Origin of the sequence: Candidatus Leptovillus gracilis (genome assembly GCA_016716065.1) — a bacterium.
Taxonomy (GTDB): domain Bacteria; phylum Chloroflexota; class Anaerolineae; order Promineifilales; family Promineifilaceae; genus Leptovillus; species Leptovillus gracilis.
In genome coordinates this window covers 136201-148601 of the sequence record JADJXA010000008.1, presented here as the reverse complement: position 1 = coordinate 148601, position 12401 = coordinate 136201, and the positions used below count along the sequence as shown (strand labels likewise).

The 12401-nt window shown below is 56.5% G+C and carries 9 protein-coding genes and 1 pseudogene; 2 read left to right on the top strand and 8 right to left on the bottom strand.

Translation table 11 applies throughout. From position 1 onward, the window contains the following. Positions 1–15: 15 nt before the first annotated feature. The 7 genes and pseudogenes from IPM39_19785 to IPM39_19755 all read right to left on the bottom strand — a co-directional run bounded on the left by IPM39_19785 (position 16) and on the right by IPM39_19755 (position 9120). Complete coding sequence (locus IPM39_19785) at positions 16–600, bottom strand: transposase (protein MBK8988276.1); 585 nt, start codon at positions 598–600, stop codon at positions 16–18. Positions 601–997: 397 nt separating this feature from the next. After that, positions 998–3854 (bottom strand): annotated as a pseudogene (locus tag IPM39_19780) (DUF1156 domain-containing protein). Further along, the gene (locus tag IPM39_19775) at positions 3737–4363 is read right to left on the bottom strand and encodes a type II toxin-antitoxin system VapC family toxin (GenBank protein MBK8988275.1); all 627 of its coding nucleotides are present in this window, start codon (positions 4361–4363) and stop codon (positions 3737–3739) included. Before IPM39_19775 ends, IPM39_19780 begins: the two are co-directional and overlap by 118 nt. Next, positions 4363–4605 carry a hypothetical protein gene (locus IPM39_19770; protein MBK8988274.1) on the bottom strand — a complete coding sequence of 81 codons (243 nt, stop codon included), beginning with the start codon at positions 4603–4605 and terminating at the stop codon, positions 4363–4365. The genes IPM39_19775 and IPM39_19770 overlap by 1 nt, the downstream gene beginning before the upstream one ends. Before the next feature lie 101 nt (positions 4606–4706). After that, positions 4707–5120, bottom strand: a complete 414-nt coding sequence (locus tag IPM39_19765; GenBank protein ID MBK8988273.1) for a putative toxin-antitoxin system toxin component, PIN family — start codon at positions 5118–5120, stop codon at positions 4707–4709. Between the two features lie 6 nt (positions 5121–5126). Continuing rightward, positions 5127–5414, bottom strand: a complete 288-nt coding sequence (locus IPM39_19760) for a type II toxin-antitoxin system Phd/YefM family antitoxin (GenBank protein ID MBK8988272.1) — start codon at positions 5412–5414, stop codon at positions 5127–5129. Between the two features lie 202 nt (positions 5415–5616). Beyond that, a complete protein-coding gene (locus IPM39_19755) occupies positions 5617–9120 on the bottom strand; it encodes a DUF3883 domain-containing protein (GenBank protein ID MBK8988271.1) in 3504 nt (1167 codons plus the stop codon). Positions 9121–9380: 260 nt separating this feature from the next. Here IPM39_19755 and IPM39_19750 point away from each other — a divergent pair, with 260 nt between their 5' ends. Together IPM39_19750 and IPM39_19745 are read left to right on the top strand one after the other, a co-directional pair. Further along, positions 9381–9800, top strand: coding sequence for a hypothetical protein (locus IPM39_19750; GenBank protein MBK8988270.1), 420 nt, complete (start codon positions 9381–9383; stop codon positions 9798–9800). A gap of 68 nt (positions 9801–9868) precedes the next feature. Further along, the gene (locus IPM39_19745; protein ID MBK8988269.1) at positions 9869–10144 is read left to right on the top strand and encodes a hypothetical protein; all 276 of its coding nucleotides are present in this window, start codon (positions 9869–9871) and stop codon (positions 10142–10144) included. A 424-nt stretch (positions 10145–10568) separates the two neighbouring features. Here the strand turns inward: IPM39_19745 and IPM39_19740 are convergent, their stop codons facing one another. Continuing rightward, positions 10569–12398, bottom strand: a complete 1830-nt coding sequence (locus tag IPM39_19740; GenBank protein ID MBK8988268.1) for a hypothetical protein — start codon at positions 12396–12398, stop codon at positions 10569–10571. Positions 12399–12401 lie beyond the last annotated feature (3 nt).

The window sequence follows — 12401 nt, the reverse complement described above, 5'->3', positions numbered from 1 at the left end:
TCCCTGCTCGCCTTCTTACGCAGGCAGGCTGCCTGCGCTCCATAATTTCGCGCTGCTAAATTCCCAATCTTCCGCTTTCTCTACCAGGCCAGCTTTCACCGGGTTTTCGTGAATGTAGCGCACAACATTGAAATAATGCCGCTCATCCCGAATATACCGGTCAAAATAATCCTCAAACCAAAAATCACCTTTACGCCCCAATATCTTGTTTGCTTCCAAAGCGATATATGATTTCCAACTGTGCAAAACTTGACCCATCGGAAATCCTTCATACAACTCAATCAGAACATGCACATGATTAGGCATAATAACCCAGGCCAGCAGCCGATAACATTCATTGTCAAAATAGAAAAATACCTTTTCTACCAGCGATGCAATACGTGGATCACGCAAATAACAAGCGCCATAGCCTGCGTTAAGATATTCCTCAATACGAGTGCGCCTCTGGCTATCATTCATTGTCACTTTATCATGAACCAATGCCTGGATCACCCGGGCCGGCAAAGCATCATACAACCGAAAGGTGATACCTTGAATGATGCCTGGTGCATCGAAGTGTGGCAAGTAACCTCGTGAGTGCCAACCTTTATGTTGTGCCATCTTTCCTCTCCTCTAAGGAGCGCAAGCATCCTTGCCGGTTGCGGGCAGGGTGCCCGCGCTCGGGAGCGCGCATTCTTGCTGCCAGGTTGCGGGCAGGGATGCCCCCTGCTGGAGCGCAAGCATCTTGTTGCCGGTTGGCAGGGATGCCCACGCAGCGCACTGCTTGCCAGGCGGGCAGGGATGCTGAGCGCAGCTCCTGCTTGCCAGGTCGGGCAGGAGCCCACGCTCTGCTGAGCGCGCCCCTTGCTTGCCAGGTGCGGGCAGGGATGCCGGCGCCGCGGTTGCCCGAGCGCAGCTTGCAGGGCGAGCAAGGCCAGGTTGCGGGCAGGGATGCCCACGCTCTGCTGGAGCGCAAGCATCCTTGCTTGCCAGGTTGCGGGCAGGGATGCCCGCGCTCCTATTCGATAAGTCTCCTTTGCTGGTACGTCTGTTTTACCTCGGCGGCGCGTTCCTGGCTGGATGACCAGGAGATGACCAGGGCGTTGTAATCGCGGGCGTGGTCGGCCCAGCCTTTGCGCTCGCAGATGGCGTAGAGGCGGTAGGCGAGTTGGCGGGCGTCGGCGGCCAGTTCGGGGGACATTTTTGCCAGCAGCAGGGCTGCCCCTTCTTCGCCGTGGATGTTGAGCCGTTCGATGAGGTGGTGGGTGGCTTCCCAGACGGTGGCGCGTTTGTCGGTGGCCGGGTCCCAACCGGGATCCAACTCTTCCCAGGTGAGCAGGCGCACTTTGCCTGCGCCGGAGGCGATGACACCGGCGTTGACCAGGCCATCGACCGAGGTGTTTTTGGCGCGGGCCAGGACGTCGGCGACGCCAAATTCGCCGGACTTGAAGCCGAACTGCTCGAACCAGGCGACAGCAAAGCGGGAATCGGCGTCCAGGTCGCCTTCGGTTTCGGCCAGGTATTCGTCCAGTACCTGGTTGATGAGCTGCAAGGCGGCGCGCACGGCGAGACGGTCGCCGTTGGGTTCCAGCACCTGGCTGTAACGGCTGTAGACAGCCATGCCAGGGCCAATGGAGGCTTGCGCTAAGTCTACAGGGGCGATGTTGCCGGACAGCATTTCGCGCAGGGCGGCGGGTAATTCCTGACGCAGGGTGTTGACGAATTCACGGCGGCTGGTGATAGGCGCATCATCCGGGCGCGGGCGGCAGACGAGGACGATGGAGGAAGCGAGGGCGTTGGTACCGCTGGCAACCATGCGGTTGCTGAGTTCAGTACGCATAGGCCATGTGCCCACGATGGCAAAACCTGTTTCGATGAGGCCGTTAAGCATTGTTTCCCAACCGGTGCTGGCTGTGCCTTCTTCCACCACAATTTCTTGCTGCTTAAAAGCGTAATAAACGGTCAAAGGATATTCTGGCGGAATAATTTGCCGCATTTTGGAGAATGCCTGCATTAAGCCCGTTTCAAAATGCTCATTTGCTGCATTCGCACTGCCGTTAAAGCGGTAAGAAGATGCTATTAATTCTGGTTTTTTAGGTACAAGCATCGTCCCAAAAACATCTGGAAATACATCACGCAAACTGGGCCGCAACCAAGCATAGAAATAGTCGGATAAATCCGCATAGCCGATATTGTCATAGTATGGTGGGTCAGTTGAAATAGGAATAGCTACTGAATTTTCTAGTTTGGTCGCGTCAGCTTGGTTAACGTATCCTGGTATAACTGATGTATTAGATTCAAGAACTTTTGGAATCCATCCTAACAAGTCGATAAAGTTGCCTGTTGACTCACTGAAAGGATTGCCCTCAGCATAATCCCATGTCATAGGAATTGCTTGTCGAGCAAAAGTGTTCCTAATCTTGGTATATCCAATATCCCAACTGCAAATTGTTGACTGCCGATCTGAAAGCCGGCTTACGCCAAATGTGAGATAAACGCTGACGGCTTCGGCGTAGGCACGGGGGCCACGGCCGTTTTCCCTTAACGGCGTATCATCATCTGGCAAAACGGCCTGAGCGTCCGCTAGGATTTGGGCGCGGGCTTCGGCCACCAGGTCGCTAAAGGTGGTCAGGGCGGCGAGTTGGCGGGGGGTGAAGAGGTCGGCATATTCTGTCATACCGAATAGCGGCGGTGAAAACCAGCGGGCGTTGCCGGGAAGTTCACCCTGAGGCGCCCACTCTGGTATGGCTTGCGCGGCTGTTTTTTCATGGTCTTGGGTGGGAGCATGGTAGTTACGGCCGTTTTTCCCTTCGGTGACAATTGTCATCAACTTTGTACCCATACGTTTGGCAACACCCTCGCTTTTTACGTAAGCATCCGGCGCAATTTCACCACAGACAAGGCATTTGAAATTAGCGCCACGCCCCTGTTTTGGCGGTTCCGGCGCTTTGCCTTTGCCGCTTTTCACGGTAAAAGTCACCGTGCGCTTTTGCCGGTCAATCTGCGGTTCTACCCACGTTTCTTTGCCCTTCTTTTTACTCAAGTCAAAAGAACTCACCAGCGGCATCTGCGCTCCGCAGGCCGGGTTGGGACACTTCACCGTGCGCGCCCACAGCCAGGCAATCACCGTCTCCCCCTCAGGAGCGCCGCCAACATCCTTGGCCCTTGCCCGCTGGAAGCAGGCGTTCCATAGGTGGGGTAGAGGTGGCCTATTCGCTCCCACGCTTTGTCGCGCATCCATTCGCCGTAGTAGCGCACGTCGGCGGCCAGGCCGCCGGCCCCTTTCCACTGGCTGGTGCCCCCCACTTTGGCCCGGTCACGCGGGTTTACGGGCGGTTGGTTGGCAAATTTGGGCGGTATTTCAATCAGCGCCTTGTTGATCATCACCGCCACCGGGTTCAGGTCGCTGGCGTGGGCTTCCAACCCCAACCGCTGCGCCTCCAAGGGAATACTGCCGCCCCCAGCAAAGGGATCCAGCAGCGGCGGCGGATTCCCGTCCGTCGCCAGCATAATCAGCTCCCGCGCCGTCGTCAGGATTTTCTCGTCCGTCGTCGCCTCCCACGTCACCAGCCGCTCGATAAAGTCAAACAGCCGCTGGCGCGGTGTGTCGGCGGAATTGCCCGCAGCGTCAATTCCGCTGGCATTCTTGCCCTTCGGCAATTCCGGCCGCCTGCACCTTTCAAAAAAGCGGGCGGGGCGTTGGGGTCATGGCCGGGGTCATCCACCAGCGAAGTAAAAATCACCGCGCGGGCAGCGGCTAATGGGCGACGCGCCCACCATAAATGCAGCGTGCTGGGGTGCCCATGCCGTATCGATTTCTCACGGGCGCTGGGGCTTGATGGCTTCCGGGTAAGGGCGACTGGGGTTCCCAGCACCCAATTTTGCCGGGGCGCGCCAACCCGGCGAAGCGCCGACCAAAAGAGGCTCCCAGCCTTTCAGGATAAGCGGGGGGAGCGTCAACCCGGCGCATGCCACTCGCTGCCAGTTTACGCATCAGCGGCTTGTCGGCTGTTATCAATGGCAGGGATAGCTGTTGGGCTAAAGCGGCATAACAAGCGTCATACGCCGTCAGGTCATATTGCAAAGCGAGTTCAAAAGCGGGCGTCAGTAAATCAGCCGTGGAGACAGTTTGCAGGCGCAGTGCTTGCAAATCAGCCACATCCTGCCGGGCGCTGGCGGCGTCATAGCCAAAATTGCGCACGTATTTCCACAAGATATTGCCGCATTCCACAAAAAACAGATCTGGCACATAAAAACGGGCGGGGGGATCCGCGCCCAACTGCGCAAACAGGTGGTCAACCGCCTCCGAGCCGTCTTCTAGCAAAAACAGCTTGATGCCCACACTGGCATCCACCACGCAATCACCCACCAGGCCACTGTCCATTACCGTGCGCGATCCTCACGCAGTAAACTGCCGCTGTCCGGCGCACCCACCGCTGCCGGGTTATAAAAACGGCGGCGGCGAATGCTGTCTAGCAGTTCGGTTTGGGTATCTTCACTTTCATCCAGGGCAAAATCGAGCAGGATCAGCACTTCCGCGCTCAAGGAGCGGTTGCGTTCCTGCGCTCGCTCGCGCAATCGGTCATAGAGTGCTTCCGGCACATTACGTACATGTAAGGTTGGCATAGGTTGCTCACTTGCCTGCTGGCAGCAGGCGCTCCGTTTATCCTGCATTTTAATCGCATTGGTTGCACTATGCAACACGCGCCTTGTTCATTCCCCTTTGATCACTCGTTGGCATCCAGAATCATTACAAAACCAGCACTGTCTATGATCGGTGTCTGGCGAAAGGGATGCAGAGCAAGCAGGTCAGCATCATTGGTGACTAAGAGATCGGCCTGACCGGCAGCGGCCAGTTCCAAAAATTTGTTATCTTTCGCATCACGGCAGGCAGTGATGGTCTCGGTCGGCGTGACGTAGTCGGAGCGCAGCCGAATCAGGTGTAAGTAGAGATGAATGTACTGTGGGGTCAGGTTATATTTACGCCGCAAGCGCGGGCGATTGAGCACGTCGATCATCTCATCCAACACGGCATCGCTGACCAACAACTGAAATGTGCCCTGACGCAAATGGATGGCAAAACGGCCGTTAGGTTTGATGGCGGCGCTGACCAGGACGTTGGTGTCGGCAACGATGCGCATGGTTGTTTATGCCTGTTTACGCACTGCGGCCAGGGCTTCGGCGACATCCGCCTGCACTTCTTCTTCCGTGTAGCCTTCATTGGCGGCGGCAATGCTGGCGGCTAAACGGTCGAATCGGCTGAAAACCTCCTGCTCCTGCCACTGCATAAGCTGTAAAAAGGTTTCGTAAGGAATGAGAGCCACCTCAGGACGGCTGCCACGGGTAAGAACGTATGGGGTATTTTCGTTGGCAACTTCGTCAAATACGGCGCGGAAGTTGCGCTGCATTTCTGTGACGCCAATGATTTTTTGCATGGGTCATCTCCTCGTATAAAGTGGCCGAGGATTCCAATCCTCGCCAGCCTACAGCCCATAGCGCGGCAAGGATACCGCAGCGACGGGTTTGCACTCAGCAATGGGGCAGCCGGCGCTCCATTTTCATTTACTGCTCACGTTCCAACAATATGTATTGTAGTATGTATTGTAACACAAAGTAAGCCAATCACGGTTGCCGATTCTATGGCAGCAGCGTGCTGCTGCCCGGCGCATGGCTGACGGCCAACAGATCCGCGAGGTTGTAGTTGACGCTGGTAACGCCAAAATCCGGTTCTTTTTGGAAGGGATGGCGCACGTAACGGGGTGGTTTGGCCTGCCCATTTTCCACTTCCACCAACGCCAGAATAAACTGGTCGGCGCTGTTGATGCCTGTCAGGATTTCGTTTTTGGTGATGGTGACGGTTTTGGCCCCGGCTTTACGCCCTTTCACTTCGATAAAACGAAGACGCCCCGTTTGCGGATCAAAACTTTCAATGTCATAACCCAGATTCTGGCTGCCCACATCCTGGGGGTGATTGCCCAGGTCGATTTCCACTGCCAACACCGCTTTCACAGCAATGGCTTCCGTGATGCGCGTGTCCAGCAAGTCTGGCGGCGTGCGCTCGCCTAGCAGCAAGCCAACAGGCGCCACCAATACCCCACCCACCAACACCGGCGGCGCGGCAGATAGCTGCCGTTCCAGAGCCAGTTCCTCCTTGCGCCGCTTCAGCCGAGCCGACAGATCATCGGCCCGCTGCTGTGCCAACGCTGAATTGAGGCGGGCATTGGGTTTACCTTCTCGTTCCTGGCGGCGTAGGACAGCGGCGCGGGCATCCCAATGGTTAATCTCCTTGGTCAGTCGTTCCTGCACGGCATGGAGGGTTTTATCAATCAATTCCTCACGGCGGGATCGTACCCGTTCCAGATGTTGGGGAATCAACTGTTCGATGGCATAACTAATCACTTGTGCATCCAGGTTTGTTGTCACGGCTGCCGCTGTTTGTCCGCTCAAGTGGCGGCTGCGAATTTGAGCCAATTCTTCAGGGGTGGCAGGGCGATAGTCCAGATACGGCGCGCTGCCTCCGGCACGGATGCCCCCAGCTTCATCAATTTCCACAAAATGAACCTCTTGCGAAATAGGGCGTTGGGCGGCATCACGGATGGTTTGTTCCAGGAAAAACAACACACGCGGCTCCTGACCAGGATCGGTGGCGTCGATTAGCACCGAACCTTCCCGCAGCGATGGGCGATGTTTGTCCAAAACCATCTCAATCGCCGTGTCCAACAAGGGATGGCCGGGGCAAATAAATTGGGCCAATGGTTTGCCAGAGACGCCAATAAGCTCCTTGTCAAAACAGACCCGTTCATATTGCCTCAAGACAGGCAGCCCTTTGCCCAGTGCCTGCGCCCGCTCTCGAATGGCGGCAGGAACATGGGTGATGCGGTAACGCCCCGCCTCACGCTCCTTGATAGCGCCCCCCAACGATTGGAAGGCTTGCAAGAAAAAGGCTTGAATGTAGTGAGGCTGCAAACGGCGGGCGGCGTAACGTTCCATGTCGGCCCGGATACGCTCAATCTGGCTGAGATCGAGGGTTTGGGCGACCAGAGAGCGCGTTTCCAGCAAGCTGCGCACATGGTCACGGTCTACGGCATTATCAACGGCCTTGTCTAACTGGGCACGCACGTCGGGGCGATCTCCGTATAAAACGGCATCCATGAGCAGTTTGCGCAAAGGCGTTTGCTCAAACAATTGGCCCAGGATGTCGAAGACACGGCCGTTTAGCGCCTGGCTTTCCGTTTCCAATTTTCGCAGCAGTCGTTCATAGACATACCCTTCACGGGTGCCAGCGGCGACCAGATTCCAAAGATGACAGACTTCTGTCTGGCCGATACGGTGGATCCGGCCAAAGCGCTGCTCCAAGCGGTTAGGGTTCCAGGGCAGATCGTAGTTGATCATCAAATGCGCCCGCTGCAAGTTAATGCCTTCTCCGGCCGCATCGGTGGCTAACAGAAAATGAACATCCGGGTCATTACGAAAACGGTCTTCGATCACCCGCCGGTCTTCACGTCTGAGACCACCATCAATATGGACAATGTGCTCATCCCGGCCAAAGAGCGTGGTAATGCGTTCTTGCAGGTAGCGCAGGGTATCGCGGTGTTCGGTAAAGATGACCAGTTTGCGCCGGTTGCCCTCTGTGTCCACCATGTGTTCATCATCTTGAATAATTGTGGCTAACTGCTCCCATTTGCGATCCGTGCCGCTTTGCCGCACCCGGAAGGCTTGCCCTTCCAGCCCATGCAGAAGGGAGATTTCCTCTTGCAATTCGGCAGCCGTAAGCGCCGCCGTAGCGGCATCCATGACCAACTCTTCCAAGATTTCCGCTTCTTCAGCGGGAGCCTCATCAAAATCATCCCAATCTTCGTCGTCGAAAAGCGGGAGTTGGTTGTCTGGCTGCCAGCTAGAAGCTGGCGCTCCGACCAGGGATTTAACTTCTTGCAGCCGCTTTTCCAGCCGTTCGCGGCGACGGCGCAATGATTGATAGATTGCTTCAGGGGAAGAAGCCAATCGCCGCTGCAAAACGGTCAGGGCAAAACCAATAGTACCCTTTCGTTTATCGTCCAATAACTTTTCAGCGCGGTTAAATTGGGTGCGCACGTAGTCGGTGACACTGTCGTACAAGGCTTGCTCAGGTGTAGAAAGTTGATAGTTGACAGTATAGGCGCGGCGCTCGGGGAAAAGGGGACGGCCGTCAAAACGGCGCAGATCCTCTTTGATCATGCGGCGCATAATGTCGGACACATCCACCTCATGCACCCCTTCCCGGAAACGACCTTCAAAACGGTCGGGGTCAATAAGGCGCAGGAACATCTGAAAATCTTCTTCTTTGCCGTTGTGGGGAGTAGCGGTCATGAGCAAGAAGTGGCGGCTGATGCGGCCCAGCAGTTCGCCCAATCGGTAGCGCTTGGTGACTTTCATCTCGCCGCCCCAGAAGGAAGCGGACATTTTGTGCGCTTCATCCACGACAACCATATCCCAATCTGTGCGGCTGAGTTTGGCTTGTAGTTCTTCGCTGCGAGCCACTTGATCCAGCCGGATGATGAGCCGGTTTTTTTCTTCAAAGGGATTGCCGCTAACAGAAGCTTCGATGTCTTCACGGGTGAGAATGTCGAAGTGGGTCTGAAATTTAGACCACAATTCATCTTGCCACTGTCCAGCGAGGCTGCCGGGGACACAGATGAGGCAGCGGCGCACGTCGCCACGCACGATGAGTTCTTTGATGAGCAGCCCGGCCATGATGGTTTTGCCAGAACCGGGATCATCCGCCAATAAATAACGCAGGGGTTGGCGCGAGAGCATTTCCCCGTAAACGGCCGTTATCTGGTGCGGTAGCGGTTCCACAACAGAGGTATGCACAGCCAGCACCGGGTCAAAAAGATGAGCCAGGTGGATGCGAAATGCTTCAGCTACCAGACGAAAGGTCTCGCCATCGGCAGTAAAGGCCCATTTCTGTTTGGTTTGGCTGAGGGTCAGGCCGGGTTCGTCGCTGCGGTAGAGGAGTTGGTTGCCAGGACGGCCGTCGGCGCGTTTGTAGATAATTTCGATGGCGGCGGCGCCATGCCAGGTAACATCCACCAACGTGACAGCCTGGTCTGGTAAGATTCCCCGAACTTGTACGCCTGGTTTTAAGTCTTCGAGTCTGGCCATGATGAGCGATTTTGTAGAGTAAACGAGATGTGATGGTGAAGTTGCAATTATGCGGGAATTCCAGTGAAATAATGTCTGGTTTGGCGGCTATTTCCCCTCTAAACTTGCTCTAAATAGGATAGCATAAAGGAGTAAGTGAAACAACGATTCGACAAAGGTGGATAGATGATTAGGGGAGAAACGGCCGTTATCGCCACATCATGATTCCGTTCTATAATTGAGCCACACTTGGATTCACTCACAGACAAGGAGAACGTGACATGGCTCAAAAACAATGGATATTTGACCCGGATTCCGGTGGGATAAAGATTCCCGAAAACAAAAAACGAGAAGTGACCCAGCGCATCGAAAAATTTGCCGCCGAAAACTATGCCGGGAAATACACCCGCCTGGACATCCGCTTTCGCGGTCAGTTTTGCTACATTGATGCCTACACCGAACCATTTATCGCCGATGGCTGGCCGCCAGCAGATTGGCCGGAAACACGCGAAGAAACGATAGAGCGGCTGCGCAATACACCTACGCATCTTTGCCGCTTGCGCTACTTTGGCGGGGATAAATGGGGCTTTGCTTTCTACACCTACAGCAATGAGAAATACGAACTGTCCGTTTTCCCAGATGGAAACTTCTTCGGAATACCCGAGGATGCCTTTGCCGCCGCCGCGATGTATCTGGAGTGAGTCATGCCCCATCACCACAAAGCCTTCAGCAAGTTGTCGGATCACTCAAGTATACAACCTGGGTGGATATGCTGCGGCGTCTGGTGCCAGACGGCCGTACCCACCGCCTGGCGCTGCCTCTGCCGGGTGGCAAACTGCACCTGAGCTATACCGCTTGCCTGGGCGAGGAGATGATAAGGCAGGCCGGTTGGTCTGCATGGTGGCAACGGCCGTTCCCCGCCACCTCACCTACCCCGACAGATGAAGCTGTCAATCTGCGGGCCGATTTGCCAGAAGGCGGCCAGCGATTCGCTGAGGGGTGGGGTGGGGACAACGGCCGTTTTCCTCTGGTGTTGTTGGCGTGAGCCAGTGAAGATGGAGAACGTGCATAGCGTTTTTCAATGACAGCCGTGCCGTCATGACCCATTAAAGTGGAGACCCATTGCTTTCATTCTATTGTGCTGCAATTCACCTGGATTGGCTAGAGGCTTGTTGGCTTGTTTGTCTCAATTTCGTTAAAGAGTTGACGGGAGCGACTCAGGGTGGAACCCGCAGCGGGTGTGGCGTGCAGAAAATAAAAAGCTCTCGACTAAATCGAGAGCTTTTTTAGCTTTTGCCCGGAGCGGGAGCGACGGGCTTGACGCGCTCTCTGGGCGTAGGTGTGTGGTTTGGGCGGGGAGAGATGAGTTGACATATAGCCGGTTTGTTCAGAGACTGCTGGGCATGGTTTAACGGGGGATGGTGAGGCTTGTGGGGAGAAACGGCCACCAGCCAGGTCAGTTAGTCAGATTAACCACGACGGCGTGTAGAGGGCAGCACATAAACGTAAATAAGGCCGCTTTCAGAAGTCGTCGTCATGTCTATCGCCCGCGCAAAAATGCGCTCCGGCTGAAACCAGATGGTCCAGCGGGAAGCAGGCGCTAAATGCCCTGCCTTTTCACTCATCGCTAACAAATCGCCAGGGCGGACTGCGCCATGAACCCGGCACAATGCTGGCCCAGACAAGACCACCTCATACTGGTCAGGACCCAAACCATCGGGGCGCAAGGCCACCACCCCAATCGGCGACTGGGCGCGAGTGGCGCGAACGATGGCGTCGTCGCTTGTGCTGGAATGGGACACAACCTCGCCCATATCCAGGGCTGTTTGCGAGCGATAGGCTCGGCTATCACGGCTGCTTGGGCGCCCGGCAACTTCGTTGAGTTGGGCGCTCAAGTCAGCCAATTGGCCTTGTAACAAAGTGATTGCTTCCTCTTGTGTCTCGTGTTCTTCCTCTGTTTTACGACGAAGATCGTCCAGGGCTTGCCCGGTGGCGGCTAGAGCGGTTTGCAGCCGGGCAAGCCGGGCAAATAGGGCGGCCGGGTTTTCATACACCCGACGGCCGTCACGAATCCGCCAGCCATCAGCCTCATAGAGCAGGGCCAGGGGGGCGTAAACGCGCCACGGCCCCTGCCAGGGAACCTGGACAGTTTCGCCAACGGCATCGCCAATGCGCACCGGAATTTGCCAATAGTCGCCCGGCTGATAACGGCCGTTCTCCGCAAACGTCACCATCATCCCCTGTTCCAACTCAGTCAACGCCCCCGGCTTCAAGGGCAGCATACCGTTCCCTTCCTTAACCCGATGGTCCCATTGGCGCAGCGTCGCCCCTGCTTCCAGCAAGGGCCAGTCGGCCGGAGCGATGGGGCTGAATAGTTGCAGATCAAGCGCCGGCTGCGGGCCGCTGTCCGGGGTGGAAAGCAATCGGGCGGGGATACCAGAACGGCCGTTTAACTCCCACGCCGCGCAGCTCAACTCCAACGCCATCTCACGGGTCAGGTTCACGCTGCCCATCCAGGCGCGGCCGACGGTAGCGCGTAGGTTCTTCATAGATGCGTCTGGCTCCAGATTTGTCAGGCGGTAGGCGCTGGCCCCGTTGTGGCGCGACCATTTCCAGGTGACATCATCACCCTCTACGCTGTGAATTTCCAGGCGATACAGGCGGTTCTCACTGGCATACCCTCGTTTCACCGTCAGCGTCGGTCTGTCGCGCTGCGTCAGCGCCGACCAATCTGGCAGCGATTCCAGCGCCGCATCTTCTGCGGGCGTCTCCGCCAATGGTAGCAGCCGGATTTGCCAGACCAATTGGCTGCGCGTCGTCGTATCCGCACCGCCCAACGCCGGTTCGGCCAGGGCCGGTTCTTCCAAAGCTGTCAGATGCTGCTCCCAAACGGTCAGATAAACGATGGCGGCGTTGTGTTCTCCCAAAGTTTCAGCCAAATGCGCTTGCCAGTCGGGCTGCGCGGGTTGCTGCGCCAGCGGAATGGGGGCGTCTCCGTTTAGCTGACTTAGATAACCGCCAACGTAATACTCACCGGGATGGACGAGCAGATCTGGCAACGGCCGTTGTCCTTCAGCCGCCTCGTCCGCCCCATCCGACTCGGCCAGAGCGATGCGAAAGCTATCGCCGAGGCCGCCATGCGCCCCGATGAGGTGGCGCATGGCGGCGGCGTGGCGCAGATTCAGCAGGTCCGCCTGCTCGTTCCAATCCGCATCCAGCAAGATGCGCCCTTGTTGCAGCCGCACGCTGTGGTACGGATTTTCCGGGTTGAAGGTGTTGCGTGAAAAATCGCCTTTCATGGT